We start from the raw sequence: 20,489 nt of genomic DNA on the forward strand, positions 1-20,489 counted from the left end.
CCTGGAAAACCAGACGGTCTCGGCCTATGCCAAGGCGCACGGGATCAGCTTCACCGAAGCGCTGCGCCGGCGGGAGCGTGACAAGCGCACGGCCGAACGGGAGCGCAAGAAGATCGCGCAGGCGCTGCTTCGGTCAGCCCCCGCCGGCACGCCCGAGGCTGCTGCGTCCGTCTGATCCCGGCCGGACCCTTCCCGGCCTGACGGGCGCGGGCCGCAGATGGATGCGGCACGGTCGCTCGCTCGCCCGGTCTGCCCAAGCCCGGCCACCACGGGAGAGGCGCCCGCAGCCGGCATCCCTTTACGCTCGCATCCAGGGTGACGGTTCGGTTCCGGCGGTCCGCCGGTTGATTGTTTTCCCCGGGCCTGCATGGCAATCTGGTTTCAAGTCGATTGCCGCGGAAATCGGGTCGGCCGGCAACGCTCAACCTGAAAGAACTCCGTGCCGATGGCGGATGGTGCCCATATGTCGCTCGCCCTGCTGTTCGGTGCGGCAGGATCCCATCCGGCGAGCTGGCTCCATCGCGGATCGCGCCTGGCGCCGCCGACGGACCTGGCGGCCTATGTCAGCACGGCCCGCACCGCGGAACGCGGGCTGTTCGACCTGTTCTTCATCGCCGACACCCCGGCCGCCCGCACGGAAAACCTCCATGTCTGGTCGCGGTTTCCGCTGTTCATGAACGTGCTGGAGCCGGTCACGCTGCTGACTGCGGTCGCCGGGGCGACCAGCCGGATCGGCCTGGGCGGCACGGTCTCGACCAGCTTCTCCGAACCCTACAACGTCGCCCGCCAATTCGCCTCGCTCGACCACCTCAGCGGCGGGCGCGCGGCCTGGAACGTCGTCACCTCGGCCAACGACTATGCCGCGCGCAACTTCGGTCACGCGAAGCTGGCCCCGCACGCCGAACGCTACCGGCGCGCCGGGGAGTTCGTGGACGTCGTGCGCCGGCTTTGGGACAGTTGGGACGACGGGGCGTTCGTGCTGGACCGGGACCGCGGGCTGTATTTCGATCCGGCCGCGCAGCATGCGGTCCATCATGACGGCGCCTTCTTCAAGGTCGACGGCGCGCTGAACATCGCGCGTCCGCCGCAGGGCCACCCGGTCATCATCGCCGCCGGCGCCAGCGACACCGGCCAGGACCTCGCCGCTCGGACGGCGGAGGTGGTGTTCTCCTCCAACCCCTCGATCGAGGCGGCCCGCGATTTCACCCAGGGACTGAAGGCCCGCATGGCGCGGTTCGGGCGGGCGCCGTCCGAGATGAAGGTGCTGGCCGGCCTGCCGATCGTGCTGGCCGAAACGGATGCCGAGGCCGCCGACGATTACGCCCGGCTGCAGGAACTCGTGCATCCCGATGTCGGCCGCTACCGGCTGGGGATGGACCTGGAGACCGATCTCTCCGACCTGCCGCTGGACGAGCCGATCCCGGAAGACCGGATCCCCAAGAGCGCCAATTTCCACAAGGGATTTTTCGACGACATCCTGCGTCTGATCCGCGACGGCAACCCGACCCTGCGGGAGGTCTATCTGTGCTACGAGCGCGGCCGGAAGACCATCACCGGCGGCCCGAACCGCATCGCGGATGTCATGGAGGACTGGTTCACCTCGGGCGCGGCGGACGGGTTCATGCTGCAGTTCCACATCATGCCGCGCGGGCTGGACCTGTTCGTGGAACGTGTGGTCCCGGAATTGCAACGGCGTGGGCTGATGCGCAGCGCCTATGCGGGCGCCACGCTGCGCGACCATCTGGGACTGCGGCGTCCGTCACGGGGCGAACGCAACCCGTAACCCGTGGAGTGAACCACCTTTGAAACGCATACGCGCCGCGGCCCTGGTCGCGCTTTCGATCGTCATCCCTGTTGCCCCCTGGCCTGTTGCCTCCTGGTCCGTTGCCGCCTGGGCCGCGCCGCCAACCACCGTCACGCCCGGCAAGCTGTCCTGGGGCACAAGCCCCACCTTCGCGCCGTTCGAATTCCAGCAGGACGGCAAGGCGGTCGGCTTCGACGTGGACCTGATGGCCGAGCTGGCCAAGCGGGTCGGGCTTGAATCGTCCATGCTGGGCATGGATTTCGCCGGCATCATCCCGGCCGTGCAGGCCGGGCGGATCGATGCGGCGACCAGCGGCATGTACATCACGCCGGCGCGGGAGGAGGTGCTCGACTTCATCCCCTACCTGCTGATCGGCGACCAGATGGTCGTGCCGAAAGGCAATCCCGCCCACCTGACGGGCAAGGACGCGCTGTGCGGGCACCACATCGCCGTCGCCGTCAACACGCTGTACGAAAAGACGGCGCACAGCCTCAGCGACGCCTGCACCAAGGCGGGCAAACCGGCGATCGATATCCTCGCCGTCAGCAGCAGCGCCGTGGTGGCGCTGACCCTGGCGCAGGGACGGGCGGAAGGGGCGATCAGCTCCACCTCGGTGATCAGCGCCATGATGAAGAACACCCCCGACACGTTCGAGCCGCTGGGCGAGCCGTTCAACACCAATTCCAAGCTGGGCATCGGCATCGCCAAGACGAACCCGGCGCTGCGGGACGCGCTGAAGGCCGCGCTGGAGGCCATGCACAAGGACGGCGCCTATGACGCGCTGATCAAGAAATGGGGCCTCCCGCCGTCGAGCTCCATTTTCTGAGCGGCGGGGCTGGGCCGGACACCATGGCGCGGGTGCGATGACCTTCCGAACGGATGTATTCCTGCACGACCTGCTGGGTTTCGACTTCGCGGATGCGGCCCTGGTCACCCTGTGGATCAGCATGACGGCCATGCTGCTGGGCCTGGCGCTCGGCCTGGGGCTGGCGATCATGCAGGATGCCCGGCTGCGGCTGCTCCGTTCCCTGGCATGGACCTATCTCTGGCTGTTCCGCGGGACCCCGGTGCTGCTGCAGATCATCTTCGCCTTCAACGTCCTGCCGGGGTTCGGGATCATCCTGTCCGGCCCGGTCTGCGCGATCCTGGCCCTCGGCCTGCACGAGGCGGCCTATGTGGCGGAGATCTTCCGTGCCGGCCTGGCCGGGGTGGATTCCGGCCAGAAGGATGCCGCCCGAGCGCTGGGGATGTCGGAATGGCGGGCGATGCGGCTGGTGATCCTGCCGCAGGCGGTGCGCCTGGTCATCCCGCCGATCGGCAACCAGTTCATCGGCATCCTGAAGCTGTCGGCGCTGATCAGCGTGATCGGGGTGCGAGAGCTGCTGCTGGCCGCGGAGCAATCCGCCTCCGCGACGTTCCGGTACCTGGAGGCGCTGTCGGCGGCCGGTGTCTACTATCTGGCCTTCACCACCGTGCTGATGGTGCTGCAGCGCTGGCTGGAACGCCGGTTCGGACAGCCGGGTCGGCTGGCGATGCGGCTGACCGCGGACGGGTGAGCGATCCCCCCACCGCGGCTCCTGTCACCGCGGCCCCATCACCGCGGCCCCGTCGCCGTGACGGGGAGGGCCATGACGGGGAGGGCCATGACGGGGAGGAAACGACCCGCGGCGCTCGACCTGGCTACCGCGACGCGGCCCCCGGCAAGGGGGCCGTTAGCACCCCCAGCACCCGGCTGCCATAGCGTTCCAGCTTCGACGCCCCCACGCCCTTGATCTGTCCCAGCGCGTCCAGCGTCTCCGGCCGCGTCGCCGCGATCTCCCGCAGCACGGAGTCGTGGAAGATCACGTACGGCGGAATACCCTGGCCCTTCGCCTCGGCCAGCCGCCAGAGCCGCAGCGCCTCGAACAAGGTGCTGGCCGCGGCGTCGAGCGTGGCCGGCGCCTCGCGCACCGTCCCGCCTGCCGCCGCTGTCTTCCGCGAAACCCGCGGCGCGTCCTGGCGCAGCGTCACCGGGACCTCCCCGCGCAGGATCGGCCGGGCCTCCTCCTCCACCAGGAACAGGCCGCCATGGCCCTCGGTGTCGACGTCCAGCGCGCGCATCGCGATCAACTGCCGGATCAGGCCGCGCCAATACGGGGCCGCGTGCGCCGATCCCACGCCGAAGGTGCGCAGCCGGTCGTGGCCATGACGCAGCACGCCCTCGGTCTTCTCGCCGCGCAGCACCGCGATGACGTGGTTGGCGCCGAAGATCTGGTCGGTGCGGTAGACCGCCGACAGCACCATCTGCGCCTCCCGCGACGCATCGGCGGTCACCGGCGGCGCGTCGCAATTGTCGCAATGGCCGCAATCGGCCGGCAGCGTCTCCCCGAAGCAGGTCAGCAGCGAGCGGGTGCGGCAGGTGACCGCCTCGGTCAGCGCGATCATCTCCTCCAGCTTGGTGCGCATCACCCGCCTGCGGGCCTCGGGCGCGCCGGACTGGGCCAGCCAGTGGCGGGCCTGGGCGACGTCCTGGCCGCCATACAGCAGCAGCGTCTCCGACGCCTCCCCATCGCGGCCGGCGCGGCCGATCTGCTGGTAATAGGCCTCGGGGCTGTCGGGCATGTCCAGGTGGACGACGAAGCGGACGTCGGGCCGGTCGATGCCCATCCCGAAGGCGATCGTGGCGACCACCACCAGCGGCTCGCCGGAGCGGAAGCGCATCAGGCCATGGCGCTTGACCTCGGGATCGAGACCGGCATGGAACGCGATCGCCGCGAACCCCTTCTCGTTCAGCCTGGCGGCGACCCGCTCGGTTTTCGCGCGGCTGCCGCAGTAGACGATGCCGCATTCGTCCTTGTGCCGGCGCAGGAACTCCAGCAACTGCGCCGACTCGCCCTCTTTCGGCGCCGCCGCCAGGTGCAGGTTGGGGCGGTGGAAGCTGGAGACGAAGACCTTCGCCGTCTCCATGCGCAGCGCCGTCAGGATGTCCTGCTGCGTGCGCGGGTCGGCCGTCGCGGTCAGCGCGATCCGGGGCACGCCGGGGAACAGGTCGGCCAGCCGCGCCAGTTCCCGGAACTCGGGCCGGAACTCGTGGCCCCACTGGGACACGCAATGCGCCTCATCCACCGCGATCAGCGCCAGCGGCAGGCGCGACAGCCGGTCCATCGTCCCGTTGCCCAGCAGCCGTTCGGGCGAGACATACAGCAGGTCCAGCCGCTCCTCGATCAGGTCGCGGGTGATCGAGCGCGCCTCGGCCGGGTCGACCTCGGAGTGCAGGGCGCCGGCATTCACCCCCACCTGGCGCAGCGCGGCGACCTGGTCGTCCATCAGCGCGATCAGCGGCGAGACGATGACCGCGGTGCCGGGCCGGCACAGGGCCGGGACCTGGTAGCAGATGCTCTTGCCGCCGCCGGTCGGCATCAGCACCAGCGCGTCGCCGCCGGCCACGACATGGCGCACGGCGGCTTCCTGCTGGCCGCGGAAGCCGGGAAAGCCGAAGACCTGGCGAAGCAGATGCGCGGGTCCGTCCGGCATGTCGTCCGAGTGGGCGTCCAAGGTCGGGTATCCTAGCATCGGTTCGGCCAGCATCGGTGCGCGGTCATCCTTCTGCGGCGCCGAATCGGAGGGCGCGGAGGAACTATAGGCCACGCACCGGTCCTGTCGCGATCACGTGCCGAGCGGAAACGGCGCGACCGTGAACGCCGCCCGGCACGGATGTCCCGGATATGAACGCCCAAGAGGACGCCTCCGCTGGAACCGCGCGGCCGGTCAGGCGTTCCGAGGCTTACCGTTGGCATGGGGACTCTGGCATAGTGCGGTCGCTGTCAGCCGTTGGATCATGCGTCATGAATCCCTGTTTTTCCGTTAACCTGCGCCGCATGCTGCTGCTTGGCGTGGTGGCCGCCTCGGCGATCGGCCTGGCCGCTCCGGCCCAGGCACGTGTTTTCATCGGCTTGGGCTTTGGCTTCCCCGGGCCGTACTGGGGACCGCCACCGGTCTATTATCCGCCGCCGGTCTACTACGCGCCGCCGCCGCCGCCGGTGTATTACCCGCCGCCGCAGGCCTATTATCCGCCGCCGGCCTATAGCCAGGCCGCGCCGGGCGGGCAGATGTGCTATGCGCAGACCGCCAGTTGCCCGATGGAGCGGCCGACCGCGCCGGGCAGTTCCTGCTATTGCACGGACAGCGCCGGCCAACGCGTCTGGGGTCGGGCCAACTGATGGCGGCTGAGGGCTCGGGCAACCGCCGCAGGGCAAGGCCGTCGGCAGAGCAGGCCGCCGCGTACGCGGAACGGGCGGTGACGCAGACGGCGCTGTTCCAGGCCTCGGCGATCGAGGATTACGCGATCATCGGCGACTGCCGCACCGCGGCGCTGGTCAGCAGGACGGGCTCGATCGACTGGCTGTGCTGGCCGCGCTTCGACAGCCCCGCCTGCTTCGCCGCCTTGCTGGGCACGCCGCAGAACGGCTACTGGCGCATCGCCCCGGTGGAGCCGACGACACGCATCACCCGCCGCTACCTGCCCGGCACGATGATCCTGGAGACGCTGTTCGAGACCGCCTCGGGGTCCGTCGCGCTGATCGACTTCATGGCGATCGAGCGGAATTCCGTCATCCGCATCGTCGAGGGGCGCAGCGGGTCGGTGCCGATGGCCCTCGACCTGTCCCTGCGCTTCGCCTACGGCTCCGCCGAACCCTGGGTGACGCGGCTGAACCACGGCAGCGGCATCCGCGCCATCGCGGGGCCGGACCTCGTGCTGTTGAAGAGCGACGTGAAGCTGCATGGCAGGGCGCTGACCTCGGTGGCGCAGTTCACCGCCGAACCCGGCGCACGCACGCGGTTCTGCATGGTGTACGGCCCGTCCTATGAGCCCGATCCGAAGCTGCCGGACGCCGATGCCGAACTGGCCGACGCCGAGGCGGTGTGGACCGCCTGGTCCAGCCGCGGCAGCTATCGCGGGACGTACCGGGAGGCGGTCCAGCGGTCCCTGATGACGCTCAAGGTGCTCAGCTACCATCCCACCGGCGGCATCGTCGCGGCGCCGACGACCTCGCTGCCCGAACGGTTCGGCGGCGCGCGGAACTGGGACTACCGGTATTGCTGGCTGCGCGACGCCACTTTCACCCTGCTGGCGCTGATCCATTGCGGCTATCGCGAGGAGGCGCAGGCCTGGGGCGCCTGGCTGCGCCGGTCCGTCGCCGGCTCGCCCGACCAGTTGCAGACGCTCTACGGCATCCGGGGCGAACGCTGGGTGCAGGAGTGGGAGGTGCCGTGGCTGTCCGGCTACCAGGGCGCCAAGCCGGTGCGGATCGGCAACGCCGCCAGCACGCAGCTTCAGCTCGACGTGTACGGGGAGTTGATGGACGCGCTGTTCCACGAGACCAACCAGGGCCTCGCGCCGCCGGCCAAAAGCTGGGACCTGGCGCGCACGCTGGTGCTGCACCTGGAACGGATCTGGGACCAGCCGGACGAGAGCATCTGGGAGGTGCGGGGCGAGGCCCGGCAGTTCACCTTCTCCAAGGTGATGGCCTGGGTGGCGTTCGACCGGGCGGTGCGCGCGGCGGAGACGTTCAACCTGCCGGCGCCGCTGGATCGCTGGCGCGCGCTGCGCGACCGCATCCACGCCCTGGTGTGCGAGGAGGGGTTCAACAAGGGCCTCGGCAGCTTCACCCAGTTCTTCGGCGGCGACGTCCTGGATGCCAGCCTGCTGCTGATGCCGCTGGTCGGCTTCCTGCCGGCGGACGATCCGCGGATGGTCTCGACCGTGGCGGCGATCGGCAGGGACCTGATGCATAACGGCCTGATCCGCCGCTACCACACGAGCGAAGCCGATGACGGACTGACCGGCGACGAGGGGGTCTTCCTGGCCTGCAGCTTCTGGTACGTCGACAATCTGTGCCTGCAGGGCCGCACCGACGAAGCGCGCGCGATGTTCGAGCGCCTGTTGGGGTTATGCAACGACGTCGGACTGCTGTCCGAGGAATACGATCCGATCGCGCGGCGGCAATTGGGGAATTTCCCGCAGGCGTTTTCCCACCTGGCGCTGATCAACAGCGCCCTGAACCTGGATACGGCGATGGGGCCGGGGACCCTGCGGAGCCAGGGCGGGGACTGACGCCAAGCGGGGTGGGGCCAAGCGGGGTGAGGCCAGGCGGGGCGGGGCCAGGTGGGGTGGGGCCAGGCGGGGCCGGTTCAGGCCCCTCGGCGCGGCAGCATCCGCAGCAGGACGCCATCCCGCAGCACGTAATGATGGAACAAGGCCGCGAGGGCATGGCAGGCCGCGACGATCACGATCGTCCAGCCGATGACGGCGTGCGTCTCCCCGACCAGGTGGTGGAGGTCCTTGGAGAACGGCGCGAAGGGCGGCGGGATCTGCAGGCCGAAGAAGCTCATGGATTCATTGCCCGACCAGCGGAGCACATAGCCAAGGACGGCTTCGGCCACCAGCAGGGCATACAGGATGTAATGCGCCGCCTGGGCCACGAATTCGAGCAAGCCGCTGCTGGCCGGGGCCACGTGATGGCTTGGCGCCAGCCGCCAGGCGATGCGGACGAGCAGCACCACGCTGAGCAGGATCCCGAACGACATATGCGCGACGATCAGCAGGTGCTTCTCCGGTCGCGGGAAGAAGTCCCAGGCCTGCGACAGGACGAACTGGGTCAGGACCAGGATGGCGGTCGCCCAGTGCAGCGCGATGGCGAAGCTGTCGTAGCGCTGCCGCAGGTGACCGGCGGAGGGCCGGTTCACCTGGTCGAGCGTGCCACGTGCGGGTTGGAGAGACGGCATGCGTTCCATCCTTAAGGGACTTCAAACCATTCCCGCACGGGTCCACGAGGGGTTTCCGCGGTCAGGTCAGGCACAGACAAATAAGGCGCAGCGGCAGGTCGGGCATTGCGGCAGGTCAAGCCGGAGTGGCCGGATTCTGCAAGATTAAACGGTCCGCGTCCACTGGACTTTCAGTTCGTCACGAAACGCAAAACGCTCGAAATGGCGGCCGACGACATCCTCCAGCCGCGCAAGGGCGTCCTGGTCCTGGGCGGTGACCCGCATCAGCAAGGTCCCGCCGACGGCGGCCGCGTCCAACTCGCAGGCGCCGGCGGGGAATTCGATCCGTCCCCGCCATTCGTCGAGCGTCACCGGCAGCTTGTGCTGGAAGTGCTTGCAGAGCTGGCCGAGGTAGCGCCGGGGCATGTTGGTGGGCACCCGGGCTTCGGAGGTCAGGCCGGTCAAGGTCGGGGACATTCAGATCTTCTCCACGGTATTGGCGGCGGTATCCAGCGCGGCGGCGACGGCGTCGGCCTGGTCCTGGCTCAGCGGGCCGCGGGACAGCCGCAGGCGCAGGGCGAATTTCAGGTTCTCCATGGCGCGGAGGAGTTGCGGCGCCGGTTCGCCGGGCTGGGCCTTGCTGGCCTCCGCCATGCGCGCCAGCAGCGTGTCCAGCACCGCGCGGTTGGCGTCCAGGAACGCTCGGCCCTGGTCGGTGATGGTATGGAGCTTCTTGGCGCTCTCGGTTTCGGTCGTGACGTAGCCGAGTTCCTCCAGCAGCGTCAGCGTCGGGTAGATGACGCCGGGGCTGGGGCTGTAGGCGCCGCCGACGCGCTCCTCGATCGCCTTGATGATCTCGTAGCCGTGGCGCGGCTTCTCGGCGATCAGGTTGAGGATGACGAGGCGCAGGTCGCCATGCGCGAAGAACCGGCCGAGGCCGCCGCGCCCGCCGCGTCCCCCGCCATACCCGCCGCCATATCCGCCGCCATGTCCGCCGCCATGTCCCCTGGCGGCGCGGTACCACTCCTGGTCGTGGCGCAGGTCGTCCTGGCCGCGGTCGCGGCGGGCGAAGCGCTCGCCATGGCGGTGTTCGTGGTCCTGGCCGTGATGCCGGTCGTGATTGTGTCGATGAAACATGGTATCTCCGAGTGTGTTTCGATATAACGAAAAAACAGATATATCGAGATACGCTCGAATACAAGGGGCGGCACCGATTTTTTCGCGGCCCGAAAAAACGTCAGCCCGGCTCGAACAGCGGCAACCGGACCACGACCCGGGTTCCGCCGCCGGGCGCGTCGGTCAGCGCGAGCGTGCCGCCCTGCGCCTCCAGCAGCCCGCGGGAGATCGCCAGGCCGAGACCGGAGCCGCCGGTCTTGCGGCTGCGCGACCCTTCCAGGCGCACGAACGGTTCCATCAGGATCGCCCGCTGCTCCGCCGGGATCCCGGGCCCGTCGTCGTCGATGGCCAGCCGGGCATGCCCCGGTTCCCGGCCAAGCGCGACCCGCGCGCCGCCGCCATAAGCGACCGCGTTGTCGAGCAGGTTCGCCACGACCCGCCGCAGCGCCAGCCTGTCGGCCAGCACGATCGCCGCCTCCGCCTCGGGGGCCACGGCCAGGGTCATCCCCCGATCGGCGAGTTCGGCGCGGATGAACGGAGCGAGGTCCAGCATCTCCTCGTCCAGTTCGCCGGCCCCGGCGCGGCTGGCCAGCAGCGCGTCGTCCAGCAGCCGGATCATATCGGCGATGTCCCCGGCGGCACGCTCGCGCTCCGTGTCGTCCTGGATGTGCTCCACCCGAAGCCTCAGCCGCGTCGCGAAGCTGCGCACGTCGTGGGAGATGCCGCCGATCATCGCCATGCGGGCCCGCAGGACCAGGGCAAGCCGCTGCTGAAGCCGGTCGAAGGCGGCGACCAGCGCGCGGATTTCCGGCGCGCCCCGCCGCGGTGCCGGCAACTGGACCGTCGCGCCCAGGCCGATGCGGTCGACGGCCGCCGCCAATCGGGTCAGCGGCTTGGTTTCCCGGCGCGTGGCATAGAGGGCGATCAGCGCGATCGCGCTTGCGAACAGTCCGGCGCCAAACCCGACCGGCAGGCCGAAGACCGACAGCAGGACCGCCGCGCGGGTATCGACGACCAGCGTCTGCCCGGTCGTGAGCGCCACGCGAAATTCCAGCGAACTTGGCGCCAGGCGCAGCCGCTCCAGCCGCGGCGCCTCGTCGGGCACGCGGATGCTGAAGGCGTGACCCGGAAGGGCGGCCTGATAATCAAGGACGCCGCGTTCGCCGAACCGCAGCGTCCGGAGCCTCGACATCGCGCCGACCGTGTTCCCCGGTTCCAGCCGGGCGATGAAGCCGTCGGTGGTGACCGACCGCAGGACGTCGGGACGCTGGGCGGCGGGCGCCTGCTCCAGCAGGGCCGTCAGCGCGGCAAGCTGCGCCGGGGGCGGTCGCGCGCCGATCGCCGCCGCGTGCTGGCGCGACAGGGTGAACAGTCCGACGATCACGATCCAGGCCGCGCCCAGGCTCAGGACCGCCACCAACCCGACGCGCGCGGCGAGGGTCAGGCGCGGCATCGCGCCACCGGCTGGACCCTGGCGGTGAACAGGTAGCCGCCATTGCGCACGGTGCTGATCAGGTTCGTGCCGGGGCTCGCCGCCTCCAGCTTTCGCCGCAAGCGGGACGTCAGCATGTCCACGGTCCGGTCGAACGCCTCGATGGTGCGCCCGCGGGTCCAGTCGAGGATCTTGTCGCGGCTGAGGACCCGGCGCGGATGCTGGACGAAGCACATCAGCAGGTCGAATTCGGCGCTGGTCAGCGACAGCGGCGCGCCGGCCGGGTCGACAAGCTGTCGTGCGTCGAAGTCGATGACGAAGCCGGCGAAGCCGAAGCAGCGATCCGGGGGACCATAAGGCACCGCCTGCGCGCGGCGCAGGACGGAGCGCACGCGCGCCAGCAGTTCGCGCGGGCCGAAGGGCTTCGGCAGGTAGTCGTCGGCGCCGAGTTCGAGACCGACGACCCGGTCGATCTCATCGCCCTTGGCCGACAGGATCAGGATCGGGACCGCGTCCCGTGTCCGCAGCCGCCGGCAGATCGACAGCCCGTCCTCCCCGGGCAGCATGAGATCGAGGATCACCAGGTCCGGCCGCAGCCGGCCCAGGACGCGATCCATCGCCGGGGCGTCTTCTGCCGTCTCGACACCGAAACCCTCGCGCCCGAGCAGGTCGCGGACCAGGCGGCTGATATCGGGGTCGTCCTCGACGAGCAGGATCGTGGCTGTCGCGGTCATGCTGTCCTGTTGGCGGATCGGCGGACGGACGGCAAGGCGAAAGCGACTGCGTTTACCGACCGTTATCGGGCGTTGACAATCCGTGACAAAATGATGGCCGCCGTTCACAGGCCGCTGACCGTGCGGGCGCATCCTGGGACCATCGCTCGAAGATGGAGGTGCTTGCCCATGACCAGGTTGTTGTCCCTGACCGCTCTCGGCGTCGTGCTGTCGATGTCGGTCGCCGGCCACGCCGGCGCGGTCGAATGGCGGCGCGGGGGGACGTTCGTCGGGCCGCGCGGCGCGACGATGACGCGCCAAGGCTCCGCGTCCTGCGCCAACGGCTCCTGCGCCTCCAGCCGGACCGTCACCGGCCCTGGCGGCACGACGTACATGCGCAACGGATCCGTCACCGTCACGCCCAACTAGAATCTGCCGCGTCCCGCCGGCGCCCGCGGCTTCCTGCCGTTCCGCCCCTTGCCGTTTCGTCCCTTGCCGTTTCGTCCGTGGCGCGCCGTGCGGGGGCGGTTCACCGCCGGCGGCGTGAAGGTCCTGCTGTCACTCGCTCGCGGGGATCAGCAGGTCCAGGGCGTCCGTCATCACGTCGAACAGCATCGGCCGGCCCATGCGCGGCTGCACGACGATGCCCTCGGCGGAGCGCCAGATCATCCAGCGATTGTGCCGGGTGCCGGGGGCGATGATGTTGACGATCTCCTCGTACTCTTCCGTCCCCGTGTGGATGTCCAGGTCGATCGTCATCTTCAGGCCATGGAATTCGGCCCAGGCGCCCACCATCAGCAGATCGGGCACCTCGAACGAGAGGCCGGTTGGCGTGGCCACGGACATATGCGGCAGGTTCAAGGGGAATCTCCTGTGGGGAAGAGGCGTCTCACGGACATGTGACTGTGTGCATCACAACCTGGTGAGTGCTCAACACTTTGTTTAAGAAGAATTTTATTCGAAATGATCGAAGCCGGGCCGGTTTTTGTGAAATGGCAGGAAAGGACCGGAATATGTTGAAAAGCCATCCTGTCTGCATCCGTATGATACAGTGCCGGACCATTTGGGCCAGCGTATTTATTGCGGCAAATTGTTACAAATCCTTGACGGATTCTTAAGGAGGTCTTAACCAACCCGATTCCCGCGTGCCGATTCAACTGGCCGTGTCCTCACGCCGCTATTACGACTCGGCGTTCAACACGGAGTTTGGCATGCGCACCCGCCCAGCCTGGTCTCGCGCCCCGTCCCGCGCTCTGTCCCGCGCCTTGGCGATCCCTGCCGCGAACGACCTGCGCCTGCGCCGCGGCATCGGGGCCGCGCTGCTGCTGGCGGCCCTGGCCTGGGCCGGCGTCTTCTATACCGTGCTGCTGATCAGGTAGCGCCAGTGGTGGCGCCGGCGGCCAGGTAGTACCGAACCGCATGGCCCCGGTTCTTCGCCGCGCCCCTCGCTTGTCTTTCGTCCCGCGTGTTGCCACGTAAAGACCCAGGCCATAACGTCCTGACCCGCCAGACAAGGGGTAGATTCCATGGATATGACCGGGGAGCGGCGCATACCCGCGCCGCGCACCGTCGTGTGGGACGCGTTGAACGATACTGACGTGCTGAAGGCTTCAATTCCCGGCTGCGAAAGCCTGGAAAAGACCGGCGACAACGAGATGAAGGCCACCGCTTCGGTGAAGGTCGGCCCGATTTCGGCCCGCTTCAACGGCAAGGTGCAGTTGACCGATATCGACCCGCCGAACGGCTATCGCATCAGCGGCGAGGGTCAGGGCGGCGTCGCCGGCTTCGCCAAGGGCGGCGCCCAGGTGGCGCTGGCAGAGGCGGGCGCCGACACGCTGCTGAGCTACACCGTCAACGCCCAGGTCGGCGGCAAGCTCGCGCAACTGGGCGGCCGGCTGATCGACGCCACCGCGAAGCAGATGGCCGATGCGTTCTTCGACCGGTTCAGCCAGCAGGTCCAGGCCAGGGCGCCGTCGACCGAACAGGCATTGGCGCCGGAAGCGGCGGAGCAGGTCGCCGGCCACAGCATGGCGGAGCCGGTCGCGGTCGCGGCGCACGCCGCACCCCCGTCCTCGGTGTCCGTCTGGGCGCTGGTCCCGCAAGAGCCGTTCGGCCTGCCGCTCGCCTTCTGGCTGGGCGGCGGCGTCTTCGCGATCATGGTGCTGCTGATCCTGGCGAGCCTGCTCTAGTGGCGGACATCGCGACGGGGACGCTGCCGAAGACGGTGGCGGAGACCGGACGGCTGCTGTCCGACCACGGCTACATCGCCGACCTGGAACTGACGACGACGGTCCACCTGGCGCTGGCGATGCAGCGCCCGCTGTTCCTGGAAGGCGAGCCGGGCACCGGCAAGACCGAGATCGCCAAGGTGCTCGCCGCCGGTCTCGGCCGGCGGCTGATCCGGCTGCAATGCTATGACGGCATGGACCTCTCGGCCGCCGCGTACGAGTGGGACCATGCCCGCCAGCTCATGGCCATCCGCATGGCGGAGGCCGCCGGCCAGACCGACCGGGAAGAGCTCAGCCGCGACATCTACACCCGCGAATACCTGCTCGCGCGGCCGCTTCTGCTGGCGGTGGACCCGGACCTGCCGCCCGCGGTGCTGCTGATCGACGAACTGGACCGCGCAGACGAGCCGTTCGAGGCGTTCCTGCTGGAACTGCTGGCGGACTTCCAGATCAGCGTGCCCGAATACGGCACCGTGCGGGCGAAGACGAAGCCCGTCGTGGTGCTGACGTCCAACCGCACGCGTGAGGTCCACGACGCGATCCGCCGGCGCTGCCTCTATCACTGGGTCGACTACCCCGACATGGCGCGGGAACGCGCGATCCTGGCCGCCAAGGTGCCGGGCGTGCCGGAGCACCTGGCCCGGCAGGTGGTGGCGTTCGTCCAGCGGCTGCGGAGCGAGGAGCTGTTCAAGCTGCCGGGCGTCGCCGAGACGATCGACTGGGCGCAGGCGCTGACCTACCTCAACAAGACGGAGCTGACGGCGGGCGACGTGGACGAGACGCTGGGCGTGCTGCTGAAATACCAGGACGACATCGCCAAGGTCCGCGGCGCCGAGGCCGCTCGGCTGGTAACCGAGGTGGCGCGGGCCTAGGGCCCCGCGGCCGGCGGCGCGCCCGTTTTCGGCCGTCCCGCCCGGCGCCCGATTGTGTTCGCGGCGGGATTGCCGCAAACCTTCCGCCGGCCCGCGAACTGGCCGCCGCCAACCGGAAAGGAACCGTCTTATGACCGAACGCCCCTTCACCCAGGCCGACCTCGACATTCTGGCGGAGTGGGACACGCCGACGATCTGCAACGGCCTGGAACTGATCGTGCCGGAACGGCGGGCGATCGGCTTCACCGTCGAGCCGATGGTCTGCATCGACCCCAAGGCCAAGCCGATCGTGGGCCTGGCGCGCGTCGGCATGATCCGCGCTTCGGAACCGCCGCGCTCGAAGGTCACGGCGCGGGAGGACTGGTACGACTACGTCGCCCGCGTCGACCTGCCGACCATCGCGGTGCTGCAGGACGTCGACGGCCGGATCGGCTACGGCGCCTATTGGGGCGAGGTGCAGTCGAACATCCACAAGGCGCTGGGCTGCATCGGCTGCGTGACGAACGGATCGTTCCGCGACATGGACATGTGGGCGGCCGGCTTCCAGATGATCGGCGGGCGCGTGGGGCCGAGCCATGCGCATGTGCACATGGTGGATTACGGCAAGCCGGTGAACATCTTCGGCATGCAGGTCGCGCATGACGACGTGATCCACGCCGACTACCACGGCGCCGTCGTCGTCCCGGCCGATTGCGTGCGCAAGCTGCCGGCGGCGGTCGACCTGTGCATGCGCCGGGAAAAAGTGATCCTGGACATCTGCAAGTCGCCCGATTTCACCCCGGCCAAGCTGCGCGAGGCGCTGAAGCGGTCGGGCGAGATCCACTGACGGGTTCACCCGGGCAGCCGCGACTTCGTTTCAACCGAAATCGTCGCGGCTGTCTCGGGGCGTCCCCGGCGGGAAGGCCCAGCGGGGATGCCAGCGGGGATGTCGGCGGGGATGCCCAGCGGGGATGCCGGCGGGATTGCCGGGTGAGGGGACGTTCCGGTTACGGCACGAATCCGGGGAAGCTCGCCACCGGCCGGCGGCTCTTGGCCAGCTCGAATGTCCGGCCGCTGGCCCGGACCGTCAGCATCGATTCCGCGCGGGCGCCAAGCTGCTTCAGGTTCACGATGAAGCTGTGGCGCCCGTCGCCGATCCCCGCGGCCTGAAGGTCCTCCCGGTAGCGGTCGGCACGTAGGGTGGCGACCTTGACGTTGTCCAGGACGATGTCGACGTCAACCGGTTCGTCGAACCCGCTCTGCCAGCACCAGCCGTGCAGGTTCCAGCCCAGGACATTGTCCAGCGTGCCTTGGAACATGCGCCGCGCGTTGTTGATATAGGCCTTGGCGTTCGGCTCCACGCGGGCCAGCAGCCGTTGCCGCAGCTCTGCGGAATCGGGGAAGCCGCAGAACCGCGTCACCGCGTCGACGACGGTTTCGGGAAAGCTGATCGCCTTTTCGTAGCTCAGCATCAGCGTGGGACAGGACACGTCTTCCGCGAAGCACGCGAGGCCGAACGAGGCTTCCGCCACTTCGCGGACCACCGGGAGAGGCGACACGTGCTCTGCGGTCGCGTGCCGGACGGCGATCGCGACGGGGTCGCGGAACACGATCAGCAGATGCGGATCGCGGAAGCGCTGCAGGTCCCTGGCTTGCAGGTAGCCCACCAGCATCGGCGCCTTCAGCCCCCAATCCTGGTGGCGCGCGTTGTTTCGCGCGATCAGGGCATCCAGCCGCGCCAGGTCGCGGGAGGCCAGGACTTCGATCACCTCCGAGTCCTCGAACACCAGGTCGGAGAGGCGGTCGCCCAGGAACAGCCCCGCCTCATGCAGCAGGGAGGCGACCATGGTCGTGCCGCCGCGCCCGGTGCCGGAGACGAGGAACGTCCGCCCTTTCGCCATGCCCGGGGGGACGGCCCGCCTGCCCGGCTTGACGATGACGCCCTTGTTGATGAGATCGTCCATGAACCCCGGGTCCCATGAAAAGGCCTGATGACGTCGTCTGCTGCCTGCCTGGCCGCGTGGCTATGAGCAGCCGGTGGCGCCGGCAGGTTTCTGCACGATCTTATAGGAACCGTTCGCCTGCTTCGTCACCTCGACGATGCCTTCTTTCTTGTGCAGCGCCAGGCAGGCGTCCAGCAGCGCTTTCTTCAGCTCCGAGAAGGCCTGGTGGATCGCCTTGTCCGCCTCGCCCTTGTTCTTGAAGGTCTTGTCCATGATGTCCTTGGCGGTCTTCTTGGCGTCGAAGTCCTTGAAGGCCTTTTCGTAGCCCGCCTTGTGGCTGAGCTCATGCGCCTTGGCGATATCCGCCACCGCGGCGATGGCCTTCTTGCCCTCGTCGTCGGGCTTGCCGGAGCCCATCTCGGCGTAGTCCAGGTCGATCGGGCAGGAAATCTCCAGCTTCAGGACCTTGCCGTCCTTGAAGGAACCGTATTTGAAGCTTGGCTTGGCATCCGTTTCACCGAGATTGCTGCCCCCGAACTTCGCGTTGGCCTTGTCCATGAAGTCTTCGACGGTGTCGGCACTGATTTTGGTCATGGTGCTGCCTCTTCCCCGGTATCCGTTTTGATACCAGTCCGATGAGCGGACGGGAAAGCGGAATCCGGCCGGGGCCAAAGGGGCAAGGCCGAACGGGAAGGGCAGGGGGAACGGCATCATTGCGCCGGGACGGGGCAGTCCAGGTCGCCTTCGGCGCAGTGGAGGTACTTGTCCAACTGCTTGACGCGCCGCGACGTCAGGTCGTCCTTGCAGATGGCGACGATCATGCCCTGGGCGGTCCCGCCGCGCGCGCCCGAGGCGGTGAAGTCGCATTCCGCGTCCCTAAAGCCGATCCACGCCTTCTGCGCCGCGGTCAGCAGCCGCCTGGTATCCGCGTCATCCTTCAGCCGGCCCATGATCGTCCTGTAGGTCGCGTTCAGCGCGGCGTCCGATTTCGCCAGGGACTGCGCGGCGCAGGCGGTCATGTCGGCCTGCGACGACGGATCCTTGCAATCCGCCGCATGGGCGCCGGGGACCGCCGCAAGGCAGGCCAGGATGGTTGCGGCGGCAACGAATACGCGGCGGGTCGTCATGCCGGTCTCGCCGGGGCGAACAGTTCCTCGACGTCGGCTTCCGTCAGCGACAGCGCGCCGCCATGCTCCGCGTCCATCACGCTGGCGACGATGGCCCGTTTCTTTTCCTTCAGAACTTCCATCTTCTCTTCGATGCTTCGGAGTGTAACCATCCGGTGGACGAACACCTTCTTGGTCTGCCCGATGCGGTACGCGCGGTCCGTCGCCTGGTCCTCGACCGCCGGGTTCCACCAGGGATCGTAATGAATGACCGTATCCGCCGCCGTCAGGTTCAGCCCCACGCCGCCGGCCTTCAGGCTGATCAGGAACAGCGGCACGTCGCCGCCCTGGAACTTCCGCACCGGCGCCGCCCGGTCGCGCGTGTCGCCGGTCAGGGTGACATAGGACACGCCGTCGTCGCGCAGCCGTTCCTCGATCAGTTCCAGCATCTCGGTGAACTGGGAGAACAGCAGCACCCGCCGTCCCTCGGCGAACATGACGTCCAGCATCTCCATCAGCCGGTCCAGTTTCGCCGACCCGGCCTTCGCTTTCGCCACCGTCTTCAGCTTCAGCAGCCGCGGGTCGCAGCACGCCTGGCGCATCTTCAGCAGCGCGTCCAGGATCACGATGCCGGACCGTGCCAGGCCTTTCTGCGCGATGGCCGCCTGGACCCTGGCATGCATCGACAGGCGGATCGCCTCATAGATCGCGTGCTGGTTCGATTCCATCTCGACCTGCTCGACGATCTCGACCTTGGGGGGCAGTTCGGTGACGACCTCCTCCTTGGTCCGGCGCAGCATGAAGGGACGGATGCGGCGGGTCAGCATGTCCTGCCGGTCGGCGTCGCCATGCTTCTCGATCGGGGTGCGGAAGCGGGTCTTGAAGGAACGGGCGCTGCCCAGGAAGCCGGGTGCGAGGAAATCGAACAGCGACCACAGCTCCCCCAAATGGTTCTGCAGCGGCGTGCCGGACAGGCACAGGCGCTGCCGAGCCTTGAGGCGCAGGACCTGGCGGGTGGCCTCGGCCTGGGGGTTCTTGATCGACTGGGCTTCGTCCAGGATCACGATGTGCCAGTCCTGGGCGATGAGAATCTCGTGGTCGCGGGTCAGCAGCGGATAGGTCGACAGCACGATGTCGTGCGACGGGATCAGCGGCACCGCCGATTTTCGTTTCGGGCCGTGCAGCGGCAGCACCGTCAGGTCGGGGGCGAAACGACCGGCCTCGTTGGTCCAGTTCGGGATCAGGCTGGTGGGGCAGACGATCAGGCAGGGGCGGTTCATCCGGCCGGCGGCCTTCTCGATCGCCAGGTGCGCCAGGGTCTGCACCGTCTTGCCCAGGCCCATGTCGTCGGCCAGCACGCCGCCCAGTCCGGCGCCGGCCAGGAATTGCAGCCAGTTCACGCCCTGGGCCTGGTAGGGCCGCAGCATGGCCTTGAACGTGCAGGGCGGCGCCGCGACCGGGATGCCGCCGGATTCCCGCAGCGTGCGGCCCAGGTCGCGCAACGCCTCCCCGCCGCGCCAGGTCAGGCCGGTGCGCGCTTCCAGTTCCGCCAGTTCCGCGGCGTGCAGGCGGGAAAAGCCGATCTTGCCGTTTTCCCCGTCGATGCCGCCGCTGGACCACAGTTCCAGCAGCGCCTGCAGGGTCGGGCGGATGCGCGCCATCGGCAGCGACAGCATGCGTCCGTCGGGCAGCGGCAGGACGAAGGGCTTGCTGTCCTGTCCCTCCATCAGCAGCGCCGTTTCGGGCTTGGCGATCAGCTTCAGCAGCGGCGGGACCAGGTCGACGCGCTGGCCGTCGATATGCACCCCCAGGTTCAGTTCCAGCCAGTCGATGCCGGAACCTTCGACCAGTTCCGCGTCGATGTCGGCGTCGGCGGTGACGACCTGCATCGGGAAATCGGTGTCGGTCTCCACCACCCAGCCCATCTCGCGCAGGCGCGGCACGCCCTGGGTGACGAAATCGAGCCAGTTGTGGCCGTGACCGCCGCCTTCGCGCAGGACGAAATCGTCGCTGTGGGCGTGCTGGTAGTAGACGTGGACAAGGTCGCTGACAGGCAGGAAGCCGAGGTTGCGCAGTTCCTCCAGCGCCTCGCCCTCGGCGGCGAGGTCGCGGGCGACGTCGTATATACGCCCGTCACGCAGCGTCAGCTTGGGCAGCGGCCTTGCGCTGCGCGGCAATGTCACTGTACCGTAACCATAGGCCAGGCGTGCCAGCGGGATCGCGTAGAGTCCCGCGGACAAGGGCCGTGCGGTGCCGCGGCCGTAGTTCGGGTCCATCGGCAGGGCGCCGTTGATCAGCCGCAGATGCGGGCGCATCGGGGCGTGCAGCACCTCGGCCGGCTGCATCTCGTGCGGCACCGGCAGCTTGGCCGCCGGCATCCGGCTGGCAAGCTGCGCCCGGACCTCGCCCGCGACCTCGGCCGGGATGGGCGGCGCATCGAGCAGGCGGCGCACGACCTTCGCCGGCATGTCGAAGCCGATCGGCCCCATCGTGCCTGCCGTTGCATCGATATACCAGGGCTGCGGCAAGCGGACGGCGGTCAGGCCTTCGTC

Annotated in this window: 21 protein-coding genes; 10 read left to right on the plus strand and 11 right to left on the minus strand. The window is 68.7% G+C overall.

What is annotated here, in order from left to right:
- Window positions 1-463 precede the first annotated feature (463 nt).
- From VHB27_RS14245 to VHB27_RS14255, 3 genes are read left to right on the plus strand one after another with little or no spacing between them, the layout of a single operon-like run.
- On the plus strand, window positions 464-1,783 hold the full coding sequence (locus VHB27_RS14245) for an LLM class flavin-dependent oxidoreductase (RefSeq protein WP_325601513.1): 1,320 nt from the start codon (window positions 464-466) through the stop codon (window positions 1,781-1,783).
- A 19-nt stretch (window positions 1,784-1,802) separates the two neighbouring features.
- Entirely contained in the window at window positions 1,803-2,630 is an 828-nt protein-coding gene (locus VHB27_RS14250; protein WP_325601515.1) for an ABC transporter substrate-binding protein, read from the plus strand.
- 37 nt (window positions 2,631-2,667) lie between these two features.
- Window positions 2,668-3,360 carry an amino acid ABC transporter permease gene (locus tag VHB27_RS14255; RefSeq protein ID WP_325601517.1) on the plus strand — a complete coding sequence of 231 codons (693 nt, stop codon included), beginning with the start codon at window positions 2,668-2,670 and terminating at the stop codon, window positions 3,358-3,360.
- 124 nt (window positions 3,361-3,484) lie between these two features.
- Here VHB27_RS14255 and recQ read toward each other — a convergent pair whose 3' ends face one another.
- Entirely contained in the window at window positions 3,485-5,356 is a 1,872-nt protein-coding gene (gene recQ / locus VHB27_RS14260; RefSeq protein WP_325601550.1) for a DNA helicase RecQ, read from the minus strand.
- Between the two features lie 272 nt (window positions 5,357-5,628).
- Between recQ and VHB27_RS14265 the strand changes: the two genes are divergently transcribed.
- Both VHB27_RS14265 and VHB27_RS14270 read left to right on the plus strand, forming a co-directional pair.
- Window positions 5,629-6,003: a hypothetical protein gene (locus VHB27_RS14265; protein WP_325601519.1), complete on the plus strand. Its 375-nt coding sequence runs from the start codon at window positions 5,629-5,631 to the stop codon at window positions 6,001-6,003.
- Window positions 6,003-7,898, plus strand: coding sequence for a glycoside hydrolase family 15 protein (locus VHB27_RS14270; protein ID WP_325601521.1), 1,896 nt, complete (start codon window positions 6,003-6,005; stop codon window positions 7,896-7,898). The genes VHB27_RS14265 and VHB27_RS14270 overlap by 1 nt, the downstream gene beginning before the upstream one ends.
- Before the next feature lie 77 nt (window positions 7,899-7,975).
- On the opposite strand, the gene VHB27_RS14275 is transcribed toward VHB27_RS14270, so the two are convergent.
- From VHB27_RS14275 to VHB27_RS14295, 5 genes are all read right to left on the minus strand, one after another.
- Window positions 7,976-8,569 carry a cytochrome b gene (locus VHB27_RS14275; RefSeq protein ID WP_325601523.1) on the minus strand — a complete coding sequence of 198 codons (594 nt, stop codon included), beginning with the start codon at window positions 8,567-8,569 and terminating at the stop codon, window positions 7,976-7,978.
- A 144-nt stretch (window positions 8,570-8,713) separates the two neighbouring features.
- Window positions 8,714-9,025 carry a DUF2218 domain-containing protein gene (locus tag VHB27_RS14280; RefSeq protein WP_325601525.1) on the minus strand — a complete coding sequence of 104 codons (312 nt, stop codon included), beginning with the start codon at window positions 9,023-9,025 and terminating at the stop codon, window positions 8,714-8,716.
- Window positions 9,026-9,685 carry a PadR family transcriptional regulator gene (locus VHB27_RS14285; RefSeq protein ID WP_325601527.1) on the minus strand — a complete coding sequence of 220 codons (660 nt, stop codon included), beginning with the start codon at window positions 9,683-9,685 and terminating at the stop codon, window positions 9,026-9,028.
- Window positions 9,686-9,785: 100 nt separating this feature from the next.
- Window positions 9,786-11,117, minus strand: a complete 1,332-nt coding sequence (locus tag VHB27_RS14290; protein ID WP_325601529.1) for a sensor histidine kinase — start codon at window positions 11,115-11,117, stop codon at window positions 9,786-9,788.
- Window positions 11,105-11,830 (minus strand): response regulator, encoded by a 726-nt coding sequence (locus VHB27_RS14295; RefSeq protein ID WP_325601531.1) that lies wholly within the window; start codon window positions 11,828-11,830, stop codon window positions 11,105-11,107. Before VHB27_RS14295 ends, VHB27_RS14290 begins: the two co-directional genes overlap by 13 nt.
- A 168-nt stretch (window positions 11,831-11,998) precedes the next feature.
- Here VHB27_RS14295 and VHB27_RS14300 point away from each other — a divergent pair, with 168 nt between their 5' ends.
- Window positions 11,999-12,238, plus strand: a complete 240-nt coding sequence (locus VHB27_RS14300) for a hypothetical protein (RefSeq protein WP_325601533.1) — start codon at window positions 11,999-12,001, stop codon at window positions 12,236-12,238.
- 129 nt (window positions 12,239-12,367) lie between these two features.
- On the opposite strand, the gene VHB27_RS14305 is transcribed toward VHB27_RS14300, so the two are convergent.
- The gene (locus VHB27_RS14305; RefSeq protein WP_325601535.1) at window positions 12,368-12,670 is read right to left on the minus strand and encodes a hypothetical protein; all 303 of its coding nucleotides are present in this window, start codon (window positions 12,668-12,670) and stop codon (window positions 12,368-12,370) included.
- 284 nt (window positions 12,671-12,954) lie between these two features.
- Between VHB27_RS14305 and VHB27_RS14310 the strand changes: the two genes are divergently transcribed.
- The 4 genes from VHB27_RS14310 (at window position 12,955) to VHB27_RS14325 (ending at window position 15,735) form a co-directional block, all read left to right on the plus strand.
- Window positions 12,955-13,188: a hypothetical protein gene (locus VHB27_RS14310; protein ID WP_325601537.1), complete on the plus strand. Its 234-nt coding sequence runs from the start codon at window positions 12,955-12,957 to the stop codon at window positions 13,186-13,188.
- 147 nt (window positions 13,189-13,335) lie between these two features.
- Window positions 13,336-13,998 carry an SRPBCC family protein gene (locus VHB27_RS14315; protein WP_325601539.1) on the plus strand — a complete coding sequence of 221 codons (663 nt, stop codon included), beginning with the start codon at window positions 13,336-13,338 and terminating at the stop codon, window positions 13,996-13,998.
- An 8-nt stretch (window positions 13,999-14,006) separates the two neighbouring features.
- Window positions 14,007-14,909, plus strand: coding sequence for an AAA family ATPase (locus VHB27_RS14320; protein WP_325601552.1), 903 nt, complete (start codon window positions 14,007-14,009; stop codon window positions 14,907-14,909).
- A 130-nt stretch (window positions 14,910-15,039) separates the two neighbouring features.
- Complete coding sequence (locus tag VHB27_RS14325; RefSeq protein ID WP_325601541.1) at window positions 15,040-15,735, plus strand: RraA family protein; 696 nt, start codon at window positions 15,040-15,042, stop codon at window positions 15,733-15,735.
- A 160-nt stretch (window positions 15,736-15,895) separates the two neighbouring features.
- Here VHB27_RS14325 and VHB27_RS14330 read toward each other — a convergent pair whose 3' ends face one another.
- The 4 genes from VHB27_RS14330 to VHB27_RS14345 form a co-directional block, all read right to left on the minus strand.
- A complete protein-coding gene (locus tag VHB27_RS14330; protein WP_325601543.1) occupies window positions 15,896-16,852 on the minus strand; it encodes a hypothetical protein in 957 nt (318 codons plus the stop codon).
- A 60-nt stretch (window positions 16,853-16,912) separates the two neighbouring features.
- The gene (locus VHB27_RS14335; RefSeq protein ID WP_325601544.1) at window positions 16,913-17,425 is read right to left on the minus strand and encodes a hypothetical protein; all 513 of its coding nucleotides are present in this window, start codon (window positions 17,423-17,425) and stop codon (window positions 16,913-16,915) included.
- Between the two features lie 116 nt (window positions 17,426-17,541).
- Window positions 17,542-17,958, minus strand: a complete 417-nt coding sequence (locus VHB27_RS14340) for a lysozyme inhibitor LprI family protein (RefSeq protein ID WP_325601546.1) — start codon at window positions 17,956-17,958, stop codon at window positions 17,542-17,544.
- Window positions 17,955-20,489 (minus strand): DEAD/DEAH box helicase (locus VHB27_RS14345; RefSeq protein ID WP_325601548.1); only part of this gene is annotated, 2,535 nt, incomplete at its 5' end. The genes VHB27_RS14345 and VHB27_RS14340, both read right to left, overlap by 4 nt.

Origin of the sequence: Rhodopila sp. (assembly GCF_035548235.1) — a bacterium.
Taxonomy (GTDB): domain Bacteria; phylum Pseudomonadota; class Alphaproteobacteria; order Acetobacterales; family Acetobacteraceae; genus Rhodopila.